The sequence below is a fragment of the Pseudoalteromonas sp. R86517 genome (assembly GCF_042466295.1).
In the GTDB taxonomy this organism is placed as follows: Bacteria; Pseudomonadota; Gammaproteobacteria; order Enterobacterales; family Alteromonadaceae; genus Pseudoalteromonas; species Pseudoalteromonas atlantica.
This window is the reverse complement of the sequence record NZ_JAXHCB010000001.1, coordinates 3,467,553-3,493,961: the sequence shown is the minus strand read 5'-3', so window position 1 is coordinate 3,493,961 and position 26,409 is coordinate 3,467,553. Positions and strand designations below refer to the sequence as shown.

Sequence of the window (26,409 nt, the reverse complement as noted above, 5' to 3'; positions counted from 1 at the left end):
AAGGGTCAACCCAGTGATTATTAAAATTATTATTGTGCTGCTGTTACTATTTATACTTTTCAACTTGTTTAAAGCGCTATTTATTATGGTGACCGATAAATCTGGCGGTCGACCTATGTCGCATTTTTTAGGCCGTCGCGTGCTGTTTTCTGTGGTGGTTTTGGTGATGGTGATAGCCGCTGTAAAACTTGGTTTTATAAAAGCTAATCACTCACCATTAACCGTTACAACACATACACAAAAACAAATAAACACAGCCACACCACATCAACAAAATGCCAGTACCAAGCCGCTGCTTGAAACGCAAAATGTTTATCTTTCGTAAAGTGGCCTTTTAAAATACGCACAAATACAACAAACAAAATAATGGCGCCAAGGGTCACATGCATGCCATGAAAACCTGTCAGCAAAAAGAATGTATTCCCGTAAATGCCTGCATCTAGTGTTAAGTTTAAGTCGTTGTAGGCATAAATATATTCTTCTACCTGCAATGCTAAAAAGCACACACCCAATAAAATGGTTGCCCCTAGCATCACTTTTAGCGGTTTACGTTTATTGTTTTCAATGGCTACGTGAGCAAAATGCAAAGTAACCGAAGACGCTAATAAAATAAGCGTATTAATAAGGGGTAAGCCTTGCCACCCCATAGCTTGCGTGGTTTCACCTGCTGGTGTGGTTAGTAGTGGCCATACGGCCTCAAAGGTAGGCCAAAGCACCTCGTTGGTCATCGCATTATTCCCAGCGCCGCCAAGCCAAGGCACCGACAGTATGCGGGCGTAAAATAATGCGCCAAAAAAGGCCATAAAAAACATAACTTCAGAGAATATAAACCAGCTCATTCCTTGTCGAAATGAGCGGTCCATTTGCGCTGAATATAAGCCCTGATCAGACTCGCTAATTACATTTTTAAACCAGCTAAAAATCATATACAGCAGCACTGCAATGCCTGCATATAGCAGGTACACACCGCTGCCCCCTTCACTTTCTAAGTTCATGACTGTTAAAGCCGCACCCACTGCAATAAAAAATAACGCCACCGCGCCCACTATGGGCCAAGGACTTTGCTCGGGTACGTAGTAGTTTTCATAATCTTGATTCATGTTACTTGCTCCTAGTTTTACACTAGACATGCAGGCTAGTTATTACTTGCTACTAGCTGCTCACTAATATCAAATACGGTGTACGATAAAGTTAGCTCTTCTACATCGCTCGGCAGTGCAGTATCAACATAAAACAGCAGCTTAAACTCAAGTTCTTCACCCGCTTTTAGCGGTTGTTGATCAAAGCAAAAGCACGCTATTTTATGTAAGTACTTGGCTGCCTTTCCGGGCGATACAGAAGGTACCGCTTGCATTACTTTATCGATATCACTGGTGTTTTTTGCGCTAAACATTACCTCACGCATGGCACCTGGTTTCACATCAACACTGTATTCTTTAGATTTAACAATAAACGGCGCACCACTTTGCGCATGGGTTGTAAAGCTCACACCTATTTCTCGATTTTGTGCAACCTGTGTACTTTGTTTAGCTTGCTCAAGCGACGGCTTGCCATTAAGCCCAGTTATGTCGCAAAACACGTCATATAAGGGCACTAAGGCAAATGCAAAAGCAAACATACCTATACAAATAAGAATTAGGCGCTTTAATAGCGGTGCATGTGTCATTATTTAATTTCCGGCGGCGTAGAAAAAGTATGATACGGCGCAGGAGAGTCCACTTCCCACTCTAAACCTTCAGCACCATCCCATACTTTTGCAGGGACTTTATCGCCCCCTCGGGCACATTTAATTACCACAGCCACAAAGAGTAACTGCGATAAACCAAAGGCAAACCCACCTATGCTTATGATTGCGTTAAAATCAGCAAACTGCAGGGCGTAATCGGGAATACGGCGCGGCATACCTGCCAGCCCTACAAAATGCATAGGGAAAAACAATACATTTACGCTTACCAGCGATAACCAAAAATGCCACTTAGCCAAGGCAATGTTGTACATGTTGCCCGTCCACTTAGGCAGCCAATAATAAGCCCCCGCCATAATCGAAAATATTGCCCCCGTAACTAACACGTAATGAAAGTGCGCCACCACAAAGTAAGTATCGTGATACTGAAAATCAGCAGGCGTTATAGCCAACATCAGCCCCGAAAAGCCCCCTAAAGTAAACAGCACAATAAAGGCAATACTAAATAGCATGGGCACTTCAAAACTTATTGACCCTCGCCACATAGTGGCTACCCAGTTAAATACTTTTACCCCTGTAGGCACCGATATCAGCATGGTCGCGTACATAAAAAATAGCTCGCCAGCAACGGGCATACCGGTCGTAAACATATGATGTGCCCACACTATAAAGCTCAGTAATGCAATAGAGGAGGTTGCGTAAACCATTGAGGCATAACCAAATAGTTTTTTACGTGAAAATGTAGGCACTATGGTCGAAATAATACCAAAGGCGGGTAAAATCATGATGTACACTTCGGGATGGCCAAAAAACCAAAATATGTGCTGAAACATCACCGGATCGCCGCCGCCTGCCGCATCAAAAAAGCTGGTTCCAAAGTATTTATCGGTGAGCACCATAGTGACCGCTCCGGCCAATACGGGCATAACAGCAATTAATAAAAATGCGGTTATTAGCCATGTCCAAACAAATAATGGTAGTTTCATCCATGTCATGCCTGGGGCACGTAAATTAACAATGGTCACAATAACGTTTATTGCGCCCATAATTGAGCTAATCCCCATAATGTGCACTGCAAACACAAACATTGCGGTGTTATCGTTACTGTACGTTGTTGAAAGCGGCGCATAGAACGTCCAGCCAAATGCGGGGCCGCCTCCAGGCATTAATAACGAGGCCAATAAAATTAAAAAAGCGAAGGGTAAAATCCAAAAGCTCCAGTTGTTCATTCTGGGCAGTGCCATATCTGGCGCGCCAATCATGAGCGGTACCATCCAGTTAGCAAGCCCTGTAAAGGCTGGCATTACAGCACCAAACACCATAATTAAACCGTGTACTGTGGTCATTTGGTTAAAAAAGTGTGGGTCTACCAATTGTAATCCTGGCTGAAATAACTCAGCCCGAATAACCATGGCCATTGCACCACCAATTAAAAACATAGTCAGCGAAAAAATTAAGTACATGCTGCCAATATCTTTATGGTTTGTTGTGTATAACCAACGTTTAAAACCTTTGGCTGGGTGGTGGCCGTGGTGAGCGTCATTGGCGTTAGGTTGTTCTACTATGCTACTCATTAGTTCGCCTCCGCATCAAGTGCTGCCTGAATTTCACTAGGTTGGATGACATCACCCGTTTCATTACCCCACGCATTACGTTTATAGGTAATTACCGCTGCAAGTTGTTTAATTGAGAGCTGCTTTGCAAATGCTTGCATTGCAGTTCCTGGGCGGCCATGAATCACTACATCAATGTGATCTTTTATATCACCCAAAACAATGGGGCTGCCTTTTAGCGCAGGAAATACGCCCGGTAAGCCCATACCTGTGGGTTGATGACACGCAGCGCAACTTGCCATATACACTTGCTCACCTAGTGTCATTAGCTCTTCTTTAGGAATTGTTGTCTCAAGCAGTGCTGCATCAGCAAGTGCGGCTTTTTGCTTAGCTTGCTTAGCATCTGCAAGCCATGCGTTAAAGTCCTCTTGCGATTTAGCTTCAACCACCACGGGCATAAAGCCATGATCTTTACCGCACAGCTCTGCACACTGCCCTCGGTAAATACCTTCTTCGTTAATGTTGGTCCACGTTTCGTTGATAAACCCCGGATTGGCATCTTTTTTAACGGCAAAATCGGGGACCCACCAAGAGTGAATAACATCATCAGAGGTCATTAAAAAACGCACCTTTTGATTAATTGGCAGTACTAAAGGTTTATCAACCTCAAGTAAATAATTAGGGTTTTTATTAGCAAGGTTGGCTATTTCGTCTTGAGGGGTAGATAAAATAGAATAAAACTCTACGTCTTCGCCCATATATTCATAATGCCACTTCCACTGTGACCCTGTAATTTTAATGGTTAAGTCGGCCTTACTGGCATCTTCCATCGCAATGAGGGTTTTAGTGGCAGGGATTGCCATGGCAATTAAAATAACAAACGGAATGGCAGTCCAAAGAATTTCTACTTTGGTACTTTCATGAAATTGGGCAGGAACTGCCCCTTTAGATTTACGGTGATGAATCAGTGCCCAAAACATTATTGCGAACACTATCACCCCAATCACACAACATATTAAAAATATGGTCATGTGTAGCTGATATACATTATTACTTATATCGGTTACGCCCTTGCGCATATTGTATTGGCTATTAGCCAGCACTTGCTGCGGGAACATAATCAACACAAGCCACAAGGTAGAGGTCAGTTTACCCATGTGACGGCTCCTTTGATGCTATTGCGAATGCAAAGCGAAGAGGCATACGGCTTAAACGCCAATTCGTTATTTTTATTTTTTAACCAATCTTATTTTTGATTGGTATCGCTAGGACAACAAAAGGTTTGTGTATATTGTGTGTTCTCATAACTAAAAAGCTGTGAGTTATTGTTAGTCCAGCACATTAATGATTAGCTAAAAAACGTACAACAAGCAAGTTTTAGTATAAAAAACAATCAAGTGATATTTTAAAATTGACTAAATGACGACGTATTAAATTGTTATTTAACAGCCAAGATACGAGCAAAATTAAGGGATGTAACACGCCTAGGAAGATAAAAGTATGAGTGAAAAAAAGTTTACAGCCTAAATAATTTTAGGGCGCTTTGAGATGGTGGAAGGTCTGTTTTTAAAACAAAAATGCACACTAAAAAGTGCGCATTTATAGATATTACTTAAAAACAGTTAAAAATTACATCCAGTCGGCATTTCTTATTACGCCAACGGCTAACCCTTCAATATTAAAAGATTCGTTTTCAAGGTCTACTTCAATTGGCGTAAACTCTTCGTTTTCGGCGTGTAATAATACTTTTCGGCCTGCTTTTTCTAGGCGTTTTACGGTTACGTCTTCATCTACTCGTGCAACCACAACTTGGCCGTTTTCTGCTGTTTGAGTACGGTGTACAGCAAGTAAGTCGCCATCCATAATACCTATATCTTTCATACTCATGCCGTTAACACGCAATAAAAAGTCGGCGGCTGGTTTAAACATAAGTGGGTCTATTTTACAGTGACTCTCAACATGTTCTTGCGCCAAAATAGGCGAACCCGCTGCAACTCTACCTATTAATGGTAGACCTAGTTGCTCAGGCTCCTCTTCTTCAACCAATTGAATACCACGGCTTGCGCCTGGTTTCATTTTAATAACACCTTTTTTGGCAAGCGCTTTTAAGTGCTCTTCTGCGGCATTGGCACTTTTAAAACCGAGTGTTTGCGCAATTTCGGCACGTGTAGGAGGCATACCAGTGTCTTTAATAAAAACTTTTATTAGTTCGAGTATTTGAGCTTGGCGTTTAGTTAATGGTCGCATACAACTGGTTTTCCATACAGTACATTTAACTGTGAGTATATACAGTTAAATAAAAATCGCAAATTTAAATTGTGCTTTAAAATAGCTAAATACACCGCACTTGGATAAATTTTAGGTAATTACAGACGTTCAGTATTTAAAATGCTATAAATTTGCTTTCAATATAAAGGAGTAATTATGAGTATTTGGCATCAACCCATCACATTAGAGCTTTGCAAACAGTTAGATGAGGGAATAAACGGCCAAGGCACGCTGATGAAAACCATGGGCATAGAAATAACCGAAATAGGAGATGATTACCTAGTGGCTACCATGCCTGCTATTCCTGAGCATCATAACCCTATTGGTATGGTACATGGTGGCGCAAATGTGGTACTTGCTGAAACCGTAGCAAGCTACGCCGCTAACTTTGTCGTGGACTTTACAAAATTTTATTGTGTTGGACAGGAAATTAGCGCCAGCCACTTAAAGGCCTCTCGAAATGGCACTTTAACCGCCGTTACTCGTGCATTTCATATTGGTAAGCGCAGTTCTGTATGGGAAATAAAAATAACCAATAGCCGCGGCGAGCTTTGCTGCGTATCAAAAATGACCGCAGCGGTTGTCGAGCGCAAATAATTAACTATGGCTACTTTTCGATAGGGTAAATCGTTATTTCCATACCAGCGCCAATGGCAGATATACGTAGCAGTGTATCTGCATGTAGAGCTTGGTTAAAACACTTAGGTGACGTGCCCGACTCAAAGCCTATATCAAACGTTCTGCGCGAACAGCTTAGCCACTGCTTAAGCGCATTACGTGAACACGACTCTATTAATTCACATAAGTGGTTGATTGCTTTGTCTGGCGTGGTTATATCACCTGAGGCTTCAATACGCGCCAATTGACGATATTCGTCTTTGTCATAATGCAAAACCATCGCGTTTTTCTTTAAGTCTGCCACCAGGGCGCTAATATCTTGTTTAGACTCAAGCTCTAGATCTACATTTAAAAATTGAATTTCCGACATTGTCTGCTTTTTACCCTCTTATAGTTTCATCGCAAACTTTAACGCAGTTTTACTTTTATACCAAATCAACTAAGCGCTAAACATGGCTTTATTCATAGAAAATACCTGTTTAAACGCCATTGGCACCTAATTTGCCTTATAAAACGGGTTAGGCTAGTTACGCTTAATTTTACCGTTTATGTATGAAAGTTATACACACACTGTGTAATTAAACGCTTCAGGAGTACAATTATGGCAGATCATGGCCCGCAAATTAAAAACGACGATCAGTACGATGCACTTCGAGATGAAGGCATGAGCAAACAAAAAGCCGCGCGCATTGCTAATAGCAATACTCATAAAACCGCAGTTAAAGGCGGCAAAGCCTCAAAGTATGAGCAGCGCACTAAAAAGCAGCTGTACAATAAAGCTAAAGAGCTCGGCATTAGCGGCCGCTCTAAAATGAGTAAACAAGGGCTAATAAATGCCTTACGTGAGCATTAAACACAGCCTCACTGATTTTTTATCGCTCCTTTTTATTATTTTTATAAAGTTAGAGTAAGCTTATGAATAACTGCGACAAAATGCCGCAGTAAAAGCATGGGCTGCTGTAATACACTAACGCTAAAAATAATAAGAAGCACAAAATGAGAAAACAACTATTTAAGCGCGCTCGAAAACTACATAAGTGGCTAGGCTATTTACTTGCCTTACAAATTTTAGCTTGGCTGTTAGGCGGCTTAGTAATGAGCGCGATACCACTTGAATACGTACACGGTAAGCACCTTGCTAAGCGCACACTTACAAACCCATTTACTCAAGCAGACTACCCCACATCACTCGATAATATTACTGCGCAAGTGCCTAACCCCACGCAAATAGTGTTTGAGCACTTTTTAACGACCCCGCTTATTACTGTTATTAATACTGACGAGCAGCAAAGCTTTAATGGTTTAACGGGGCGCCCTTTTCAGCCACCCACTAAAATACAAATTACCGCTAATGCACAAGCGCATTTACTCATCGACGCTAAGCCAATTAGCACAACGCTTTTAAAACAAGGCACTCGAGAGGTGGGATATAAAACAAATGTGTGGCAAGTACAATTTAACGACACCTTTAATACCACGCTGTATTTAAATGCAATTAACGGCAAAGTTATCACCGTTCGCAGCACACTATGGCGCATATTCGACTTTTTTTGGATGCTACACATAATGGATTACGATGAGCGAGAAGATTTTAACAACCCGCTTCTCATCAGTTTTGCAGCCACCAGCGTACTATTTTGTTTATGCGGTATTATTTTATTAATACAAAACGTTAGGCTAAAAAAACTTACACGTGTTGGTCAATCAAAATAGGGTTGCCGTCTGGGTCGGTAATAATAAAACTTTTATCACCCACAGGCTCAACCTGGATATGAGCGCTTTGAAAATATTCGCTAAGCGCATCAACATCCTTAAACTCTGTAACGGTTTGTGCGTTTTGATCCCAGCCAGGATTGAAGGTCAGCATGTTTTTATCAAACATACCCGAGAACAAGCCAATTAAGTGCTCACCGTTTTTCATCACTAGCCAGTTTTGCTCTATCTCACCTGCAAACTCGCTAAAGCCCAGCTTTTCGTAAAACGCTTTTGAGGCTCTAATATCTTTAACCGTTAAACTTATTGAAAAAGCACCTAGCATAGTCATCTCCTCGCTATTTTTTATATCAGTATAGAGTGTACTAAGCATTGCGGATTAAAATTTGTTCAGGCTTTATCTTTTAGCAGCAAAACTTTAGACTAGCGCCTCCTGTAGTTCACGTATGTGATGGATATGCTTAAATTTATTTTGGCCTTTGTGGCTTGTTGTATTTGTTTTTCTGCATCGAGTGAAGAATTTACCCGTTTTTCAACGGCTAAAAGGCACTTAATTAAAACCCTACCCGAAAACGCCAAAAGCCTTTACTGCGGCTGCGACATTAAAAAACAAGGTAAAAAGCTAATCCCCGACCCTAGCAACTGTGGTTATATTCCACGTAATACGTTAACTTCCTCTGGCAAGGTTAATGTACGTGCACTGCGTATAGAGTGGGAGCATATAGTGCCGGCGTGGGAATTTGGTCACCAGCTACAATGCTGGCAAAACGGTGGTCGTAAAAACTGTCGCAAGGTCAGTGCTAAATTTAGAAAAATGGAAGCCGATATAAACAATTTAGCCCCTGCTATTGGCGAAATTAACGCAGATCGCTCTAACTATCGCTTTGGTATGCTTAGCGAAAACGCCACCCAATATGGCCGTTGCCAAGTAAAGGTTAACTTTAAACAACGCGTTGTAGAGCCTCCTTTTTATGCCCGTAAGCGCATTGCCGACACCTACGCCTATATGCAAAAAACATACGGCTTAAAAATATCAGCTAAACAACAAAAGCTATTTGATGCTTGGCAAAAACAAGCATTTGCAGATAAAAGCAGCGCAAGTAAGCTGTAGCACACCTAAGTGTATACACTCATTTACATAATTTAGGGGTGAATACGTTGAATAAATGAGCGGGTGTTGTAGTATTTTAAACAACTTATTTACAAAAAGTAGTTTTGTATGTTTAAAAATAATAAAGCAACACTCGCTATTATTGCTGCACTTTCAAGCCTAACGCTTGTGGGCTGTGGCGGTGGTAGCAGCATGAATGAAACGCCCGACCCAGTCGTCGCCCCCCCTGCTAGTTCAGCCCCAACTTGGACGGCAGGTGTATTTGAGCCATCGGAGGAGTTAAAAAACTTTTGCGAAAACCCACGCACAGGTAACGATCCGTTTAATAATAATGAGCCCTACCCTGACCAAGCCGGTTCGGCCCTTTACGAAAAGCTTTGGCTTCGCTCGTGGAGCGACGAAACCTACCTTTGGTATGATGAAATAGCCGATAACGACCCTGAAAACTTTGCTACAGTGGCCGATTATTTTGCCCAACTAAAAACCGAAGAACTAACCGATTCTGGCGCTAAAAAAGATAATTTCCATTTTTCAGAGCCTTCTGAGGACTACTTCCAAGAAGCGCAATCAGGTGTAACCTCAGGCTATGGTATAAATTGGGCATTTATTGGCGACCCAGCTGATAGAGTTTTACGTGTTGCCTACCTAGAAGACGACTCACCAGCAAGCCAAATTGGTTTTCAACGTGGCGATACCGTACTTGAAGTTGATGGCGTAAGCATTAATACCAGCACACAAGCAGGCGTAGATACCTTAAACGAAGGCTTATTTAGCCCCACTAATGGCGACTCGCACACCATCGTTGTGCGCAGTAACGATGGCGCTGAAAAAACCTTTAACGTAACTGCCGGCAACATAGAGCAAACACCTGTACAAAACGTAAAAACCATTACCACTGCAAATGGCACTAGCGTAGGGTACATGCAGTTTAATAGCCATATAGGTATTGCCCAAGAAGGCTTAATTGCTGCAGTTAATAAATTTAAAACCGATAACGTAGAAGAGCTTGTTATCGACTTTAGATATAACGGAGGCGGTTTATTAGCGCTTTCTTCGCAGCTGGCTTACATGGTGGCGGGCAGCGCCAACATTCAAAACCGTATTTATTACCAAACTCAGCAGAACGATAAACAACCGGTAGAGTCGCCTTTTCCGTTTATAGATGAAGAAATTGATTACTCAACTTTTTTTAGCACTGGCGAAAGCCTCCCCGATTTAAACCTATCTAAGGTGTATGTGCTTAGTACATCGGGTACGTGTTCAGCCTCAGAAGCCTTTATTAATGGCTTAAAAGGCATTGACGCCGAGGTAGTGCTCATTGGCGACACAACCTGCGGTAAACCATACGGTTTTACCCCAACACATAACTGTGGCACCACCTATTACACCATTCAATTTAGCGGTATTAACAGTAAAGGGTTTGGTGAATATGCAGCAGGCTTTACGCCAACGCCTACACCACAGTTTGATGCTGATGTAAAAGGCTGTGTAGTCAGTGACGACTTTGATAATCAACTAGGCGATCCAAACGAAGGGATACTCTCTACTGCGCTTTATCATATTGATAATAACGGCACGTGCCCTGTTAGCACCGCCTCTGCAAGTATTAAAACGCAAGTACAAAGCGCTGCTGGCGATAGCAAGCAGCTATTACCTTTAAACGCACCTAATAACGTTAACCGTGGCAATATGGATTTAACCTGGCCTACGTTAAATAAGGATAAGTAATGGCTAAACTACTGGCAATATTAACCTTATTATTTATTGGAGGCTGTAACAGTATGAGTAATGCCACTGCTAAGCCTGCACTACTAACCGAGGTAAACCCAGGCGTTATAGCCACGCTCCAGCAAGCGATTATAAAAGCAAAGGGCGGCACACTAGTTACACTGGCCGACACCGTTTTTACTAAACGCAGCGAGCTATTATTAAGCCATGGAAATAGTAAAGACTCAAATGGTATGCCCATAATGGGCGCGCATAATATCAAGCCAGAAAAGTTTGTTTTACAAATAATCGACAAGCAGTGCGTGCTTTATTATCCTAAAAAAGATATATCTATTGAGCTTAAAAACGTAAATTGTAAAGCACGATAAAATACTATTAAAAAGGCACACAGCATTTATGCTGTGTGCCTTTATCATTTTTCACTTGGTGTATAAGTCTTGATGCGGACCAAACACTTCGTAATGAATATGCTCGTTTTTAACACCTAGTGCCAGTAACTGGCTTTTCACAAACGCCATAAACCCAGCGGGGCCACATAAGTAAAAATCGCCATTTTTAAGAGGTAACTGTGTTTTTATGGCAGTTAAGTCCATTAACCCTGTAAAATCAGCCCCTTCACTACTTTGATTAAACCACGTAATAGTTTGCAAGCTGTTATAAGCCGTACTTAATTCATTTAAATAGTGTGCAAACGAGTGCTGCTGCGCATTTTCGCACGCATGTAAATACATAATATTTTGCTTAGGGTTATCGCTTAATAGCGTTTCGAGCATCGCAAGCATTGGGGTTTGCCCTACACCTGCTGAAATAAGTACCGCTGGGTTTTTACTATTTCGTAAAAAGAAATCACCTGCAGGCGGGTATAGTTCAACTATGTCACCTTGAGCTAGTGAGTGTAAATAATTAGACACCATGCCAGGCTTTGGCTGTAGCTCTTTTTTAACGCTAATACGGTAGTTTTTACCATTGGCTTTTTGTGAAATAGAATACTGGCGAATTTCTTCATATTCAGCGCCCGCTGGTTTAACTTTAATCCCTAAATACTGGCCAGGTTTATGGGTAATCACCGCTTTGCCATCTATAGGCGTAAGTGTAAAGCTTGTTACGAGTGCTGATTCAACCTGTTTGTTGGTTATTTCAAATTGGCGCGTGCCCGCCCAACCACCGTGTTTATTTTTACTGTGCTCATATAAAGCCGCTTCTTCGGTAATACAAATATCAGCAAGCAGTGCGTAAGCTTCACGCCAAGCGTATTCTACATCTGGTGTAAACTGCTCTGGTATTAGCTCTTTTAAGGTGCCAATTAAGTGAGCACCAACAATGGGGTAGTGCTCTGGTAAAATATTTAAACTGGTGTGCTTATGGTTAATGCGCGCTAATGCCTCTTTTAACACCGCTAAGTTATCAATATTTTGGGCGTATGCCGCTAAGGCGTTAAACAAAGCAAATTGCTGACGCCCGGTGTTTTGGTTGCTCATATTAAAAATATTTTTAAGCTCTGGGTTATGGCTAAATAGTCGCTTATAAAAATGAGCGGTCACAACCGTGCCGGCCTGTGCTAATAACGGAACAGTGCTTTTAACAATCTCAATGGTTTTATCAGATAACATAATGTAGTCCTGTAGGTAAACTAACCACGGCGCCCATCAACACGACGGCGCGTTAATATAGGTGTGCAGTAAATTAAAAATAACAAAAAAGCCACTAACCACAGCAAAGCACTGATCTGCCAAGCAAAGTGTGGCCCAATAATTAAGGGGAGTATGGAGCGAGTAATAGCTGCCACCAGCACAAGCGCAAAAGCAACAGATATATATTTAGGTGTATTAAGCGTACGCCCTGTATGGCCTAGCGATACACGGGTCATCATGGCTAAAATCATCATCCCTATTGTGCCAATAGTGATAAGGTGGAGCGCATCTTTGAAGGGTATTACGCTTGTGTAAAAGCTCAGTGCAATCATCATTAAGCCAACACCTAAAGCAAAATAAGAAAAATGCAAAGACCATAATAAAGGCACTTTTAGCACGTTTGTATGCCACCAAAGTTTTGCGCGAATTAAGTGAAGCACAGCCACTATTGCAACAATGAATGCAGGGCTAATTGAGCTTAAAAATAATTTACTAATAAAAAATAAAGTAATTGCCAATATTGATAAATACAGCAGTGCTTTATCAATTTTAGGAGTGCGTACTTGCTCGCTAAGCGCTAAGCCTTTAGCAGTAAAAAAAGGAATAACCCGCCCTGCTACAATGCCGACCAGTAAACTGACAACCAGTACCGCAGTGTCAACCACAGCTAATGCAAGCTGCATGTTGTTATTTAAAACAAGGAGTAAATAAAGAGTATTAAGGGCGCACAACACGCTTAAAATAACTAAAAACGGGTAATTATTTTTACTGCGTGCTGTTAATAGCATATTAGCCAGTGCCGTAATTGCCCCAAGCCACCATGCTAGCTGTAGCAAAGTAACAAGCCATAAATTAGCATTAGCAAAATCAGGCAGCTTTATAAAAAATGCTAAACGAGCACTTATCCATACAAAAGTAAGTAGCATAAGTGCTTTGCCACTTATACTTTCAACGCCCGTCCAATTTTGTGCCGCCGTAAGTAAAAAACCGACTGCTACCACTCCTGCAAAGCCAAATAGCATTTCGTGCGCGTGCCAAAGTGTGGCTGGCATGGTTAAGTGCCAACTAGCATAGCCCGTTAAAATAAGTAACCAATACCCTATCGATAAAAATGCCAGCAAACCGCCTGCTAAAAAGTAGGGTCTAAATGCAAGCATCCATAACGGCCATTGTGTTACGTGATGAATAGCTATGTGCGCTGGCATTGGCTCTGTTAAATTTAGTGGGCGCATTAGCGTACTTCCTGCCCTAAACCATGTTGCGCAACACAACGCAGCACATAACTAACTTTTAAAATAGCTGCCACTACAATCGTACTAATATGCGCTGATATTTGTACCTGCATCGAAAAGTGCTCTGCGTACGGGTAACTAATTAAAATGCTCACAACCATACAAATAGCGCTAAGCCCTAATACTGCATTAGCAGTAAATAATAGCGATTTAAAAAATGCGCCTAACTCAACCTGGTTGTTTACATTATTTAGTGTAAGTGTGTTCATAACTACCTCAGCAACCATTAACGTTACTTAGCTATTACACATAGTGTGCCAATAAAATAAAACACTAATATTCAGTAAGTTAAATATAAACACTTTACAAATTGAGTCTTTATGACACACTCTAATTTAAATCATAAAAACACAAATAGGTCATTTTGACATGAACCCACAATTCAACCTTACCCAAGTGGCTTTAGAGCTTGCCCAGAGCACTCTGCACGAGCACAGCTTTGATCAATTATTGGCAACGGTTGAACGTGTAATACCTAGCGATGCCAGTGCATTACTTGTTGTGCAGGGCGAGCGACTTAAGCCCTTAGCCATCAAAGGTCTGATGCCCGACAGCCTTGGCAGGCGCTTTAAAATAGCAGAGCACCCTCGATTAGCGGCCATTTGTAGTGCAAACCACGCATTACAGTTTGCACACGACTGCCCCCTGCCCGACCCATACGACGGCCTGCTGCTGGCCAAAACGGGCGATATTCCTGTGCATGCCTGCTTAGGTTTACCCCTTTACGATAAAAGCACTTTGCTAGGCGTGCTTACATTCGATAGCTTAAACGCAAATGCCTTTTGCAGTATTAGCGCAGATACGCTCAGCACATTACAAACGCTGTGTAGTGCACATTTTAAAACGGCTCTGGAGCTTGCCCACTACAAACACCATGCACAGCATTCAAACGCCCTTGTGCAAGAGTTAACGCGTGATGCGCTTACTCGCGATGGCGGCGAAATTATTGGCCAAAGCCCTGTAATGCAAACGCTTAAAAATGAAATAAAACTCGTAGCGGCCTCTAATTTTAGTGTATTGGTGTTAGGAGAAACGGGCGTAGGAAAAGAGCTAGTAGCGCGTAATATTCACTTAAATTCTGTCCGAAAAGATCAACCGCTGATTCACTTAAATTGTGCTTCACTCCCCGAAAACCTTGCAGAGAGTGAGTTTTTTGGCCACGCCAAAGGCTCATTTACTGGCGCACAAAATGCCCGCCAAGGTAAGTTTCAGCTAGCTGATGGCGGCACGTTATTTTTAGACGAAATTGGCGAGCTACCATTGGCTATGCAAAGTAAATTATTACGTGTGTTACAAAGTGGTGAAATTCAAACCGTTGGTGAAGACACACCAAAATATGTGGATGTAAGGGTAATAGCAGCCACTAATCGTGATTTAAAACATGAGGTAGCGCAAGGCCGCTTTAGAGCCGATTTATATCACCGGCTAAGTGTTTACCCTATTACCGTGCCGCCACTTAATAAACGCGAGCACGACATAACTTTATTGGCTGGTTATTTTATTGAACAAACTGCCCGTAAATTAGGTATTAAACAATTAAAGCTAAGCACTGAAGCGCAAGTATTGCTCAACCAATACAGTTGGCCTGGTAATGTACGCGAGCTTGAACATGTTATTAGCCGCAGCGCATTAAAGGCTAAGCAAAGCCAGTGGCAAAACCCAATAATAACAATTACAAGCGAGCACTGCGATTTAGCCCAACAACCAAACAACAACGCGCACGTTAGCACGCCAATTACCGCCCACACTGCCCATCATCAGCCTTTAAAACAGGCCGTTGAATCTTTGCAATTTACGGTTATTACCGAGCAATTAAAACAGCATAATTATAATTGGGCAGCTACTGCACGAACCCTTGAACTCGACAGAGCCAACCTAGTTAGGCTTGCCAAACGCTTAGGCATTAAAGTTAAAAAAACTATTTAACGTGTGGCATGTTACTAAAGTAGGTTTTTAATAACGCAGCAAAGGCTTGCACTTTGGCCGTGCGGTGTACTAAATGGTGAGTAACCAACCAAGAGTCAAACTCCCAATGTAATTTGTCGTGCAATATAGGCACTACGTCGGGGTTATTTTCTATCGCGCTTTGATGCAACCCCCCTATGCCTAAGCCTTTAATAACCGCGCGCGCCGCTTCTGAGGTTTCTGATACTCTTAATTTAATTTGCGACTGAGGAATAAACTCATCAACCCAGCTAAAGTAAGGTACACGCGCATTAAATCCCGCAATACCCGATATAAAATTATGCTGCTTTAAGTCATCTAAGGTTTTTGGCATGCCGTGTTTAGCAATATAACGTTTGTGGGCATATAGGCCGGCTGATAGCTTAGCTAAGTGCTGCGCTATATAGTCGCCTTCATCAGGTTTGGGGCCTACTCGTATTGCTATATGAGCTTGTCCGTGGTCAAGCCTTAGGCGCTTTTGCTCTAAAATCACTTCTAGCTGCACTTGCGGATGCAATGTTTGAAACTGCTCACACACGTTGCTTAGCATATCCATAAAACCACTCACGGTAGTCAGTAACAAGCTCCCTCTGAGCTCACTATCGGCTGCGGCAATGGCGTTATGTAAACCTTCAAGTGAGTTATCTATTGCTTGAGCGGTTTCAAATAATTTTGCCCCGCTTTCGGTTACTTTATATCCGCGCGCATGGCGATGAAATAACCGTACATTTAAGTTTTTCTCTAAGTTATTTATGCGTCTCAATACTGTGCTATGGTGCACACTTAATGCCTCTGCTGCGGCGGTCAAAGTACCTAGTCTTGCCACTTCAAAGGCAACTTTTACGTCTTGCCAGTCGTCAAATTTTATTGCCACGCTACCCGCCTTCTACTTATGTGCATATACGCACATAAGTGTTGCGTTTATTCGGGTTTTCTACAAGCAAAAATTTGCTACATTAGTGTCATACCCAACCAATAAAAGGTCTAAATTATGTCAGCACCAAAAATTATCGCGCTCGCGGGTAGCCTGCGTAAAGATAGCTTTAACCAAAAACTTATTAACGAAGCAGCTCGTTTTGCTCTGCAAACCGGTGCTGAAGTGGAAGTAATTACACTCGCCGAGTTAAATTTGCCATTATTTAGCGAAGACATTGAAGCGCAAGGCACACCCACCGATGCACAACTATTAAAAGATAAACTGCGTAATGCTGATGGTATTTTACTAGCAAGCCCAGAGTACAACGGCTCAATTACTGCTGCACTTAAAAATGCAATTGATTGGGCATCGCGAACTGAGCAAGGCGCAGTACCCGCATTTCGCAACAAAGTAGTGGCGTTATTTGCTACATCACCGGGTGGTTTGGGTGGTTTGCGCGGCTTAAACCATGTACGCGATATTTTAAGTGGGATTGGCTCGTTAGTACTTGCCGATCAGCTCGCTATCCCATCTGCATTTACTGTATTTGACGAAGATGGAAAAATTAGCGACCCTACCACAGCAGAAAAAGTTAGCGTATTAACGCAGCAGCTCGTTTCTGTTGCTAGTAAATTAAGCTAATTTTTACGATTGTGTCGCTGCTAATTTAGCAGCGATAAAATCGGTGTGCGCTACATATAAAAGCCCAGCCACTTTGCGTATTACATACTCTTCTTGAGGATCTATCTCTCCATCGGCATACGCCAATCGCCATAATAGCTCAATTATTTCAATACGCTGCGCCGCACTGCAGTGATCGTTAATCTGCTTAGAAAATTGAAAGTAATCAATAGCCCCATCTAAGCTACCAGCGGCATTGTTGGTGAGCTCATCAACTTCCGATTCTGTTAAATTAAAGTATTTTTTTAAGGTTACAGTCAGGGTGTGTTGTTCATTATGGTCGAGCTTAGAATCAGCACGCATTACTTCAATAAGCAGCGCAGCAACCGCTGTTTTTAGATCATGCTGCTCTATACTTGGCTGTTGCTCGTCAAAAGCGGCAAACAGTTGTTTTATTTGTTTGAACATCACATATTCTCTTTTTGGGTGTTAGACTTAACTTAAATACATCGCACTTAATGCTTTATTAATGGGTATTAAGTTCGCAAATTAAAGGATACATTTTTATGAAAGGCTTATACACACCGCATTTAGTTGTTGGCGCTGCATTGCTAGCCTTTTCTGGTATAGGGAGCGCCTTTGCAGAAGTGGGCGAAAAAGAAAAGTCATACGACTTTGATAACAAAGTACATTACTACCAAACCAAAATTGGTGAAGACAACTATAAAATAGAAATACAATCAGACGACTACAAACACTTTGCTAATCAAAGTATGTTTTTACTGCGCCACGCAGACAGATTATGCCGCGGCAGAACCTTTATGTTAAAAGTGCTTGAAGGCGTGCAAGAGTACGAACGTTTTCCTACTAAACCACGCGCTTATCAACCACCATTAAACGTTTTACTACAATGTGACGCACCCGAGAAAAAAGAAAAATAGTTTATTTTTCGTAGCCCCACGGCGCTGCTGGTGGAGTAATTGGTTTAGTTAAATCAAAGTCCACCTTAAACTCGCGCCCTTGGCGAATTAACCGATACGTAAATACCTCAGGATAAATATACATTTGCCATGTATTACCTGCCGACTGTGCTATCCCTTGTGCTACAAATAACTCTTTAGAGTATTGATCGGCCGGGAAAGACTGCATTTGTGCAAAACCCGCATCAAGAGTATGACCGCCATACATAGTTGAGGCATCGTCGCTGCCATCTTCATGGCGATGATCGTGCTTTAAGCTCAAACCACTGCCCGTTTTAGTAATGATCCATGTACGCGATGCATCATCTCCCACATGAAATGGGACTTGTAGCTCGCTATCTGTGCATTTACGAACATGCATAATTAGTTTTTTATTCTCAAATGAGCTTGGGCCTTTTGCGTTATCTACGCTTACTTTGCCCTCAAACGCTTTACCACAATGCGCAGCTATATTATTAAAAAACGCATCGTGTGTTGGTATAGATACCAAAGGCGCAGGACGCGCGATAGCCGCTGATGAGGCAAGTAATAACGTTGCTGCCGTTAATAATTTCATAAAGTACTCTTATAATAGTTTTTTAATACCATAGCGGTTTAAGTTAATAATGGGAAATAGCTGCGACAAGTGGCTAAAAACAGCTGAATATAAGTAATTTCTTTGTTATTAGACTAATGACTTATAGTGTAAAAAGCTGCAATAAATTCACTTTTATCTTGCACAGAAAGAACATAATGCCTTGATTAATAATGAGTTTTATTGATTATTTTTAACTACACATAAATGCTTGTTGGTATATTGGCTACCTTTTTCGCCATACACGACCTTTTGCCTATACATTCCTGAGTAAAAGCTGATCTACTCTGCTCCTTCACTATTCATTTGCTTTAACAAAAGCCGTATTAATAAATAAGCAACGAGTAACAGGAGGGACTATGTCAGTAACCCCAAAGGGTAACGAGCCAGAAAAAACATGCGCATCCCACGTAGATGATGCCAACAGCTATCAAAATAAGCATAAAGCTAGTTCAGAGTTTAATACCCGCGACGAATACCTAGAGCACGAGCTGCAAATTATGCAGCCTAAGCGCTGGCGGCCTAATTTACCATTTAGAGACTACCGCTTTGAATTTGAAGACACGATTCCTGCCATGGCGGGCACCATTGGTAAAGTCGTTATGGTGGGTGCTATTGCCGCTACTTTTGCAGCGCCACTAGGTTTAAGCGATGCGTTTGTGTTAGAAAACGTACGCTATGAATTACTGATTGTTTCTATTTTTATTATTTTGTTTTCGGGCTTTATTTTACCCACCGCTAACTTAGCAGGTACTCATGGGCCACTTATTCCTCTTATTCCTATTGTGGTTGCCGCTGGCGGCCATCCTATGGCATTTGGCTTACTGATTGGTGCCTTTGGCTTTATTTTAGCCATAACCAAAGGAGGGAGCTTGCTGGCACGCTTAACCAGTAAAGGCGTGTGCGGGGGCTTACTTATATATTTAGGCTTTATTGGCACAATTTCGCAGGTTAAAAAGCTGTTTGCATGGGCTGAGGCCATAGATATGGCGCACATTGCATTTATTGTTATTTTGGCGACCATTTTATTGTATGCGTTACTTGAGCACTTTAAAAAGCGCTGGTTAGCTGTGCCGCTTAGCTGCCTTATTGGCGGTGTGGTTGCATTTGCACTAGGTGCGCCGTTTGAATTTAATACCGCGCCGGGCTTACCAAATATGAACCCAGCTTATTGGTGGGGCGAGAACACAGGCTGGATGCTTGGCTTACCTACGCTTGAAAGCTTTGTGGTTGTGCTGCCGTTTGCGGTATTGGCTGTGGCTATGTGGTCACCGGATTTTTTAGGGCATCAAGTATTTCAAAAAATTAGTTACCCGCAACGCACTGAAAAAGTTCAAATGAACATAGACGACACCATGCTAAGCGCATCGGTTAGGCAAACCTTTGGCTCGCTGGCCGGTGGTGCTAACTTTACCTCATCCTGGGGGACTTACATTGTCCCTGCCGCTATTGCTAAACGCCCTATCCCGGCGGGCGCCATTTTAACAGCCGTATTTTGTATTATTGCGGGTTTATGGGGCTACCCAATGGATTTAGCCATTTGGCAACCTGTGCTGTGTGTTGCGCTTATTGTAGGTGTGTTTATTCCGCTGCTTGAAGCAGGTATGGAAATGACACGCGAAGGTAAAACAACGCAATCGGCCGCTATTGTAGTATTTGCGTCAAGCTTGGTTAACCCTGCTTTTGGTTGGTCACTGACTATGCTGCTTGATAACTTAGGCTTAATTGGCTGTAAAGAGCGCAGTGCTAATTTAACTAAAATGAGCCGCTGGGTTATTCCGCTAATTATGTTTGTTATTTTAACTACCGTTATGGCTATTGTTGGTATGCTGCCAGGCATACCTGCGCTAATGGCAGATTTTAGACATTAATAATTAGAAGAGTTAAACATAAAAAAAGCGCGGCTTATATACTCAGCCGCGCTTTGTTTTCATATGTAATTAATTGCTTTTCGTTACTGCCAAGGGCGCTCAGCAGCAAGTTGTTTTTCAAACGCATCAATTTGTGGATTTAGCGTTTCGGTCACACCAATAAAATCTAAGCCACTTAATAAACGCTCTTTTACGTCTTTACGAATATCAAAACTAATTGGCGCAAACTTATCGCTTGTTAGTGTTTGGTTTTCAAGATCGATTTGAATGTTTATATCGTCGTGTTGCTCACTAAGTACAAACAATTGCTCAAGCGTATCAGCCGGTAGCGCAATGGCTAGCATTTGGTTGTTGCCACAGTTATTAAAGAAAATATCAGCAAAGCTTTCCGCTAAAATTACTTCAAAACCATATTGCTTAAGTGCCCACGGTGCATGCTCGCGTGATGAGCCACAACCAAAGTTGTCGCGGGTTAATAATATTTGCGCGCCTTGGTAGCATGGGCGATTTAAAATAAAATCAGGATTTGGTTCGCCGTTTTCGAGGTAACGCCAATCGTAAAACAGTGCTGCATCAAAACCATCACGGCTGGTTGATGTTAAAAACTGCTTTGGAATAATTTGGTCTGTATCTACATTGTTTTTATCAAGTGGGGCCATTAAGCCACTAAAAAATACGCTCATTAGGCTTCTCCTCTTATATCAACAAAGTGACCATGTATTGCAGCAGCCGCTGCCATTGCAGGGCTCACTAAGTGCGTACGCCCGCCACGGCCTTGGCGGCCTTCAAAGTTACGGTTAGACGTAGATGCACAGCGTTTGCCCGCTTCTAAGCGGTCGTCGTTCATTGCTAAACACATTGAACAGCCCGGCTCGCGCCACTCAAAACCTGCCGCTTTAAAAATATCGGCTAAGCCTTCGTCTTCGGCTTGCTTTTTAACAAGGCCAGAGCCCGGTACAATAAGTGCTTCAATGCCTGCGACTACTTGCTTGCCTTCAACAATTTTTGCCGCGGCACGTAAATCTTCGATACGACTATTTGTACATGATCCAATAAAGACTGTATCTACTTTCGCGCTTGATAATTTATCGCCGGCTTTTAAGTCCATGTATCTAAGTGCGCTGCGTATAGCATCAGCTTTAATTAAATCTGGTTCTTGGTCAGGATCTGGTATGCATTCATCAACGCCAATTACTTGCTCTGGGCTTGTGCCCCACGTAATTTGCGGCTGAATGTCGTCAGCTTCAAGCTCAACAATCAAGTCAAACTCTGCGCCTTCATCTGATTTTAAGGTTTCCCAGTATTCAACTGCGGCGTCAAAGTCAGCGCCTTTAGGTGCAAATGGGCGACCTTTTAAGTAATCATACGTAATTTGATCTGGTGCTATTAAACCTGCTTTTGCACCCATTTCAATACTCATGTTACATAGCGTCATACGGGCTTCCATTGAAAGTGCTTCAATGCCTTCACCACAAAATTCAGCAACATAACCTGTACCGCCAGCTGTACCTAACTTACCAATAACCGCCATAATTAAATCTTTAGAGGTTACTGTTGGGCGAAGCACACCGTTAATTTGAATTTTTAACGATTTTGCCTTTTTTTGCTGTAGCGTTTGCGTTGCTAATACATGCTCAACCTCAGAAGTACCAATACCGTGCGCTAATGCGCCAAACGCGCCATGCGTAGAAGTATGGCTATCACCACATACAATGGTAGTGCCAGGTAAGGTAATACCTTGTTCAGGCCCCATTACATGCACTATGCCTTGGTTAATTGAGTTTAAATCGTAAAGTACAATGCCAAACTCTTTACAGTTAGCATCAAGTGCCATTAACTGGTTTTTAGATACTTCGCTTGCGGCATCAAGTGATCGGCTTTTAGTCGATACGTTATGATCCATTGTTGCAAAGGTTTTTTCTGGGCAACGTACCGTACGGTTTTTTTCACGTAGGCCTGCAAAAGCCTGCGGTGATGTCACCTCGTGTACTAAATGACGGTCAATATAAAGTAAATCAGTTTGCTCGTTTATGCTGGCAACGGTATGTGCTTGCCAAATTTTGTCGTATAACGTTTGGGCCACTTGCTAATTCCCTACTTTGTTAAGTCGCAGCATAACGGTGCTGCGATTTATATATTAAATACGTGAAACGATGGCAGCTGCCACATCGCTTGTGCTGTATCCACCTTGTGGGTAGATATCTGGCGTGCCAACGCCTGCTTCTACGGCTTCGGCTACGGCTTTTTCAATGGTGCGCGCAGCTTCGTCTTGCCCTAATGAGTAACGTAGCATAAGTGCAGCACTTAAAATTTGCGCAATCGGGTTTGCAACCCCTTTGCCAGCAATATCTGGCGCTGACCCACCGGCTGGTTCGTACAAACCAAAGCCCGATTGATTTAAGCTTGCCGATGGTAATAAGCCCATTGAGCCTGTGATCATTGCACACTCATCTGACAAAATATCACCAAATAAGTTATCGCAAAGTAGCACGTCAAACTGGCTAGGCTGTTTAACTAATTGCATAGCTGCGTTATCTACGTATATGTAATCTAGGCTTACTTCTGGGTAGTCTTTGCTTACTTCGGTAACGACTTCACGCCATAATACGCTTGATGCAAGCACGTTTGCTTTATCAACCGAGGTTACATGGTTACTACGTAATTTTGCTGCCTCAAAGGCAAAGCGGGCAATGCGTTCAATTTCTTTACGCGAGTAAGTTTGTGTATCAAATGCAGCTTCTTCAGCGCCTTCGCCGCTTCGGCCTTTTTCACCAAAGTAAATGCCGCCTGTAAGCTCGCGTACACATAAAATATCAAAGCCTTTTTCGCTAATATCTGCACGTAATGGCGATGCTGCACTAAGTGCGGGTAAAAGTTGCGCTGGGCGTAAGTTACAAAACAAACCAAAATGCTTACGAAGCGGTAAAAGCGATGCACGCTCAGGTTGCTCGTTTGGTGGTAGGTTTTCCCATTTAGGGCCACCTACTGAGCCAAATAAAATGGCATCGGCGTTTTCACATGCGCTTAGCGTTTTTGGTGGTAATGCTTCACCAAATTCGTCAATGGCTGCGCCACCAATAGCATGATGCCGACGGTTCAGGGTAAAACCAAACTTATTGCTTACAGCATCAAGTACTTGCTCTGCTGCTGCCATTACTTCTGGGCCAATACCGTCGCCTGCTAATACGGCAACGCTGTAGTTTGTTTTACTCATCCTGCTTTCCTTTGTTGTTTTAAATCAGACACTTTTTGTGCACGATAAATTAAGTTGTAAACACGGATCATGGCGCGTACCGACGCCTCTACCACATCCGCAGCAATACCCGCACCGTGATAAGGGCGACCATCGTATTTAGCAATAATGTTTACTTGACCAAGCGAGCTTGCGCCTTGGCCAGTGGCTTCTAAATTGTATTCAATCATTTCAACGCTCATACCAGTTAAGCGCTCAATAGCCGCAAATGAGGCTTCAACAGGGCCATTACCTGTAGCAGCTTCTTGTTTTGCTTCGCCATCAATTAACATCCCAATGGTAGAGCTGGCTACCGACTGTGAGTTAGACGCTGAGTTTACAAACTCTAATTGGTATTTTTCGTCTTTGTCGTTAATTTGATTAAAGTAAATCATGGCTTCAAGGTCGTAATCGTATACGGTACCTTTTTGATCAGCTAACGCTAAAAAGCTTTCGTATAAGCTGTCCATATCGTAGTCAGCTTTTTGATAACCTAACTCTTCTAAGCGGTGCTCAATAACATGACGACCCGAACGAGAGGTCATATTTAATTGGTTATTTGGCACACCGACGCTTTCTGGCGACATAATCTCATAAGTATTTTGCGCTTTTAATACGCCATCTTGGTGAATGCCCGAGCTATGTGCAAAGGCGTTTTCGCCCACAATGGCTTTATTTGGTTGTACCGGCATATTGCATATTTTTGCCACTTGGCGAGATGCGCGATAAATTTCTTCGCTTTTAATATCGGTGTGTACGTTTAAGTGGTCTTTGCGCATTTTCATGATCATCGCCACTTCTTCAAGCGAGCAGTTACCCGCACGCTCACCAATACCATTTATTGTACACTCAATTTGGCGAGCACCTGCTTGTACCGCGGCTACCGAGTTAGCTACAGCTAAACCTAAATCGTTATGACAATGTACACTTAAACGCGCTTTATCTATATTCGGCACGTTATTCATTAAATGGCGGATCATTGCGGCGTATTCGTCTGGCGTTACAAAGCCAACGGTATCAGGTAAATTAATAGTAGAGGCACCGGCGTTAATTGCCTGCTCAACAATTTTACATAAATCCCAGTGCGGCGTACGCCCGGCATCTTCACACGAAAACTCAACATCATCAGTGTAGTTACGCGCTAATTTAATTGATTTAACCGCCATGGCCGTTGCATCGTCTAGGCTCATACGTAATTTGTGTTCAAGGTGCAAAGGGCTTGTGGCAATAAAAGTATGAATACGGCTTTGCTGTGCTGTGCGAAGTGCCTCACCACAGGCTTCAATGTCTTTTGCTACTGAACGTGCTAAACCACAAATAATTGGGCCTTTAACTTCGGTTGCTATACGTTGCACCGAGCGAAAATCAGCGGGGCTCGAAACCGGAAAACCCACTTCCATCACATCCACGTTCAAGCGGCTAATAGTATGCGCTAGCTGAATTTTATCGTCTTCTGTAAGGCTTGCTTTAAGTGCCTGCTCGCCATCACGTAAGGTGGTATCAAAAATCCATACTTTATCTTTGTCTTGCATAACTGCCCCTCATTCCTCTGTTACCCAAATTTCAATTTATCCCAGCCGCGAGATAATAAAAAACCCCGCAATTGCGGGGTTTTTAGTGTTTAACTCGATGCAAACACACTAATCCCCGCTCACTGACCATAGCAGTAAGAGGTTAAGTTTTAGTGTAATTAAACGAATATTTTGCATCTTGTTTCTTGTGTGTGTGTTCAGTGAGGCCTATTTTTAACATTACAAAGCAGTTGGTGCAAGCATAAATATTCCAAACAAAGGAATAAAAACCCCACATTAAAGAAATTTATATACCTTAAAATAGCATATTCAGGTTTTATAAATCACACAGCTACACTTTTTAGCTTAAATTAATGTGTTGAGTAAACTTGCGTGCTTAGATTAACTTATTGCTAATTTTTTAAGCTAAACCTGATTATTTGTTTCACGAATATAATTACCTGCACCGCGGGTAATATAACGTAGCTGCCAAATAACCCGCTCAATGAGTTCTTCGCGTTGTTGACCTTCTATATCAAGTGCTTCAGCGCCGGCATTAAATACCAGTGTTACCATGGCTTCGGCCTGAATATAAGCATGGATTGAATCGCACTTGGTTTCGCTTTCTAAATAATGCGCAAGCTCTAAAATAAAGTGTTTTACCTCACGCGCTACGGCGGCTCTAAAGGCTTTTGAGGTGCCAGAACGTTCTCGCAGCAGTAATCTAAATTGGTTGCTTGAGTTATCAATAAACTCCATAAAGGTAACAACCGAAGTATTTATTACGCTGCCGCCACTGGCTATACGTCTGCGGGCTTGGCGCATAAGCTGGCGAAGGGTTAAGCCTGCTTCGTCTACCATGGTTAAACCTAGCTCGTTCATATCTTTAAAGTGGCGATAAAAAGAGGTGGGGGCAATACCTGCTTCGCGGGCAACTTCGCGTAAGCTTAAATTAGAAAAACTATGATCAGCACTAAGCTGATTAAATGCCGCCTCAATTAAGGCTTGTCGTGTTTTTTGTTTCTGTTGTGCTCTAACACCCGACATCCACAGCTCCCTGAGTAATTTTATATGAAGTTTTAATGATAATTAGCCGAATTGTCTAGTCTAATACTTGACGCCAAGAGATTGAAACACTATTTTAGCTTACAGTTGTACGCTG

General features: G+C 42.3%; 29 protein-coding genes. 11 read left to right on the top strand and 18 right to left on the bottom strand.

What is annotated here, in order from left to right:
• The first annotated feature begins 13 nt into the window (after positions 1 to 13).
• Positions 14 to 325 (top strand): DUF2909 domain-containing protein, encoded by a 312-nt coding sequence (locus SJY38_RS15800; protein WP_348735554.1) that lies wholly within the window; start codon positions 14 to 16, stop codon positions 323 to 325.
• Here the strand turns inward: SJY38_RS15800 and SJY38_RS15795 are convergent.
• The 5 genes from SJY38_RS15795 to lexA form a co-directional block, all read right to left on the bottom strand.
• Complete coding sequence (locus SJY38_RS15795; RefSeq protein ID WP_004588217.1) at positions 225 to 1,100, bottom strand: cytochrome c oxidase subunit 3; 876 nt, start codon at positions 1,098 to 1,100, stop codon at positions 225 to 227. The two genes, SJY38_RS15800 and SJY38_RS15795, sit on opposite strands and share 101 nt — an antisense overlap.
• Before the next feature lie 35 nt (positions 1,101 to 1,135).
• Positions 1,136 to 1,666: a cytochrome c oxidase assembly protein gene (locus SJY38_RS15790; protein ID WP_004588216.1), complete on the bottom strand. Its 531-nt coding sequence runs from the start codon at positions 1,664 to 1,666 to the stop codon at positions 1,136 to 1,138.
• Positions 1,666 to 3,258 (bottom strand): cytochrome c oxidase subunit I, encoded by a 1,593-nt coding sequence (gene ctaD, locus SJY38_RS15785; RefSeq protein ID WP_004588215.1) that lies wholly within the window; start codon positions 3,256 to 3,258, stop codon positions 1,666 to 1,668. The genes SJY38_RS15790 and ctaD overlap by 1 nt, the downstream gene beginning before the upstream one ends.
• The gene (coxB, locus tag SJY38_RS15780; RefSeq protein ID WP_004588214.1) at positions 3,258 to 4,394 is read right to left on the bottom strand and encodes a cytochrome c oxidase subunit II; all 1,137 of its coding nucleotides are present in this window, start codon (positions 4,392 to 4,394) and stop codon (positions 3,258 to 3,260) included. Before coxB ends, ctaD begins: the two co-directional genes overlap by 1 nt.
• A 472-nt stretch (positions 4,395 to 4,866) precedes the next feature.
• On the bottom strand, positions 4,867 to 5,484 hold the full coding sequence (gene lexA, locus SJY38_RS15775; protein WP_004588213.1) for a transcriptional repressor LexA: 618 nt from the start codon (positions 5,482 to 5,484) through the stop codon (positions 4,867 to 4,869).
• A 177-nt stretch (positions 5,485 to 5,661) separates the two neighbouring features.
• Between lexA and SJY38_RS15770 the strand changes: the two genes are divergently transcribed.
• Complete coding sequence (locus SJY38_RS15770; protein ID WP_004589367.1) at positions 5,662 to 6,102, top strand: PaaI family thioesterase; 441 nt, start codon at positions 5,662 to 5,664, stop codon at positions 6,100 to 6,102.
• 10 nt (positions 6,103 to 6,112) lie between these two features.
• Here SJY38_RS15770 and SJY38_RS15765 read toward each other — a convergent pair whose 3' ends face one another.
• The gene (locus tag SJY38_RS15765; RefSeq protein ID WP_004589368.1) at positions 6,113 to 6,493 is read right to left on the bottom strand and encodes a hypothetical protein; all 381 of its coding nucleotides are present in this window, start codon (positions 6,491 to 6,493) and stop codon (positions 6,113 to 6,115) included.
• A 231-nt stretch (positions 6,494 to 6,724) separates the two neighbouring features.
• Here SJY38_RS15765 and SJY38_RS15760 point away from each other — a divergent pair, with 231 nt between their 5' ends.
• Together SJY38_RS15760 and SJY38_RS15755 are read left to right on the top strand one after the other, a co-directional pair.
• Positions 6,725 to 6,976 (top strand): Rho termination factor N-terminal domain-containing protein, encoded by a 252-nt coding sequence (locus SJY38_RS15760; protein WP_241232283.1) that lies wholly within the window; start codon positions 6,725 to 6,727, stop codon positions 6,974 to 6,976.
• 143 nt (positions 6,977 to 7,119) lie between these two features.
• Positions 7,120 to 7,836, top strand: coding sequence for a hypothetical protein (locus SJY38_RS15755; protein WP_121638119.1), 717 nt, complete (start codon positions 7,120 to 7,122; stop codon positions 7,834 to 7,836).
• Here the strand turns inward: SJY38_RS15755 and SJY38_RS15750 are convergent.
• Positions 7,811 to 8,161, bottom strand: a complete 351-nt coding sequence (locus tag SJY38_RS15750) for a VOC family protein (protein ID WP_029773327.1) — start codon at positions 8,159 to 8,161, stop codon at positions 7,811 to 7,813. The genes SJY38_RS15755 and SJY38_RS15750 overlap by 26 nt on opposite strands.
• A gap of 126 nt (positions 8,162 to 8,287) precedes the next feature.
• On the opposite strand from SJY38_RS15750, the gene SJY38_RS15745 reads away from it, so the two are divergent.
• The 3 genes from SJY38_RS15745 (at position 8,288) to SJY38_RS15735 (ending at position 11,043) form a co-directional block, all read left to right on the top strand.
• On the top strand, positions 8,288 to 8,947 hold the full coding sequence (locus SJY38_RS15745; protein ID WP_256851684.1) for an endonuclease: 660 nt from the start codon (positions 8,288 to 8,290) through the stop codon (positions 8,945 to 8,947).
• Positions 8,948 to 9,055: 108 nt separating this feature from the next.
• Positions 9,056 to 10,675 carry a S41 family peptidase gene (locus SJY38_RS15740; RefSeq protein ID WP_377110165.1) on the top strand — a complete coding sequence of 540 codons (1,620 nt, stop codon included), beginning with the start codon at positions 9,056 to 9,058 and terminating at the stop codon, positions 10,673 to 10,675.
• Positions 10,675 to 11,043: a hypothetical protein gene (locus SJY38_RS15735; RefSeq protein WP_055255272.1), complete on the top strand. Its 369-nt coding sequence runs from the start codon at positions 10,675 to 10,677 to the stop codon at positions 11,041 to 11,043. The genes SJY38_RS15740 and SJY38_RS15735 overlap by 1 nt, the downstream gene beginning before the upstream one ends.
• Before the next feature lie 51 nt (positions 11,044 to 11,094).
• Here the strand turns inward: SJY38_RS15735 and hmpA are convergent, their stop codons facing one another.
• Genes hmpA through SJY38_RS15720 form a run of 3 tightly spaced genes read right to left on the bottom strand, consistent with a single transcriptional unit; the run spans position 11,095 to position 13,807 of the window.
• Positions 11,095 to 12,285: an NO-inducible flavohemoprotein gene (gene hmpA, locus SJY38_RS15730; RefSeq protein ID WP_055255271.1), complete on the bottom strand. Its 1,191-nt coding sequence runs from the start codon at positions 12,283 to 12,285 to the stop codon at positions 11,095 to 11,097.
• Positions 12,286 to 12,305: 20 nt separating this feature from the next.
• Positions 12,306 to 13,538, bottom strand: coding sequence for an NnrS family protein (locus SJY38_RS15725; RefSeq protein ID WP_377110164.1), 1,233 nt, complete (start codon positions 13,536 to 13,538; stop codon positions 12,306 to 12,308).
• Complete coding sequence (locus SJY38_RS15720; protein ID WP_054983355.1) at positions 13,538 to 13,807, bottom strand: hypothetical protein; 270 nt, start codon at positions 13,805 to 13,807, stop codon at positions 13,538 to 13,540. Before SJY38_RS15720 ends, SJY38_RS15725 begins: the two co-directional genes overlap by 1 nt.
• Before the next feature lie 160 nt (positions 13,808 to 13,967).
• Here SJY38_RS15720 and norR point away from each other — a divergent pair, with 160 nt between their 5' ends.
• Positions 13,968 to 15,524, top strand: coding sequence for a nitric oxide reductase transcriptional regulator NorR (norR, locus tag SJY38_RS15715; protein WP_377110163.1), 1,557 nt, complete (start codon positions 13,968 to 13,970; stop codon positions 15,522 to 15,524).
• Here the strand turns inward: norR and SJY38_RS15710 are convergent.
• On the bottom strand, positions 15,517 to 16,416 hold the full coding sequence (locus tag SJY38_RS15710) for a LysR family transcriptional regulator (protein WP_004589379.1): 900 nt from the start codon (positions 16,414 to 16,416) through the stop codon (positions 15,517 to 15,519). The genes norR and SJY38_RS15710 overlap by 8 nt on opposite strands.
• Before the next feature lie 117 nt (positions 16,417 to 16,533).
• Between SJY38_RS15710 and SJY38_RS15705 the strand changes: the two genes are divergently transcribed.
• Positions 16,534 to 17,100 carry an NADPH-dependent FMN reductase gene (locus SJY38_RS15705; RefSeq protein WP_029773331.1) on the top strand — a complete coding sequence of 189 codons (567 nt, stop codon included), beginning with the start codon at positions 16,534 to 16,536 and terminating at the stop codon, positions 17,098 to 17,100.
• 3 nt (positions 17,101 to 17,103) lie between these two features.
• On the opposite strand, the gene SJY38_RS15700 is transcribed toward SJY38_RS15705, so the two are convergent.
• Positions 17,104 to 17,547, bottom strand: coding sequence for a TerB family tellurite resistance protein (locus tag SJY38_RS15700; protein WP_024033928.1), 444 nt, complete (start codon positions 17,545 to 17,547; stop codon positions 17,104 to 17,106).
• Between the two features lie 98 nt (positions 17,548 to 17,645).
• Between SJY38_RS15700 and SJY38_RS15695 the strand changes: the two genes are divergently transcribed.
• The gene (locus SJY38_RS15695; protein ID WP_004589382.1) at positions 17,646 to 18,020 is read left to right on the top strand and encodes a hypothetical protein; all 375 of its coding nucleotides are present in this window, start codon (positions 17,646 to 17,648) and stop codon (positions 18,018 to 18,020) included.
• A gap of 1 nt (position 18,021) precedes the next feature.
• Here SJY38_RS15695 and SJY38_RS15690 read toward each other — a convergent pair whose 3' ends face one another.
• Positions 18,022 to 18,615 carry a hypothetical protein gene (locus SJY38_RS15690; protein ID WP_029773333.1) on the bottom strand — a complete coding sequence of 198 codons (594 nt, stop codon included), beginning with the start codon at positions 18,613 to 18,615 and terminating at the stop codon, positions 18,022 to 18,024.
• Positions 18,616 to 18,992: 377 nt separating this feature from the next.
• Between SJY38_RS15690 and SJY38_RS15685 the strand changes: the two genes are divergently transcribed.
• Complete coding sequence (locus SJY38_RS15685; RefSeq protein ID WP_377110162.1) at positions 18,993 to 20,504, top strand: DUF3360 family protein; 1,512 nt, start codon at positions 18,993 to 18,995, stop codon at positions 20,502 to 20,504.
• An 83-nt stretch (positions 20,505 to 20,587) separates the two neighbouring features.
• On the opposite strand, the gene leuD is transcribed toward SJY38_RS15685, so the two are convergent.
• The 5 genes from leuD to fabR all read right to left on the bottom strand — a co-directional run bounded on the left by leuD (position 20,588) and on the right by fabR (position 26,294).
• The gene (leuD, locus tag SJY38_RS15680) at positions 20,588 to 21,187 is read right to left on the bottom strand and encodes a 3-isopropylmalate dehydratase small subunit (protein WP_004589386.1); all 600 of its coding nucleotides are present in this window, start codon (positions 21,185 to 21,187) and stop codon (positions 20,588 to 20,590) included.
• Positions 21,187 to 22,587, bottom strand: a complete 1,401-nt coding sequence (gene leuC, locus SJY38_RS15675) for a 3-isopropylmalate dehydratase large subunit (protein WP_126008556.1) — start codon at positions 22,585 to 22,587, stop codon at positions 21,187 to 21,189. Before leuC ends, leuD begins: the two co-directional genes overlap by 1 nt.
• Positions 22,588 to 22,641: 54 nt before the next feature.
• Complete coding sequence (gene leuB / locus SJY38_RS15670; protein WP_377110161.1) at positions 22,642 to 23,718, bottom strand: 3-isopropylmalate dehydrogenase; 1,077 nt, start codon at positions 23,716 to 23,718, stop codon at positions 22,642 to 22,644.
• Positions 23,715 to 25,268, bottom strand: a complete 1,554-nt coding sequence (gene leuA, locus SJY38_RS15665) for a 2-isopropylmalate synthase (RefSeq protein WP_004589389.1) — start codon at positions 25,266 to 25,268, stop codon at positions 23,715 to 23,717. Before leuA ends, leuB begins: the two co-directional genes overlap by 4 nt.
• Before the next feature lie 405 nt (positions 25,269 to 25,673).
• Positions 25,674 to 26,294: an HTH-type transcriptional repressor FabR gene (gene fabR, locus SJY38_RS15660; RefSeq protein WP_248451793.1), complete on the bottom strand. Its 621-nt coding sequence runs from the start codon at positions 26,292 to 26,294 to the stop codon at positions 25,674 to 25,676.
• Positions 26,295 to 26,409: the final 115 nt, after the last annotated feature.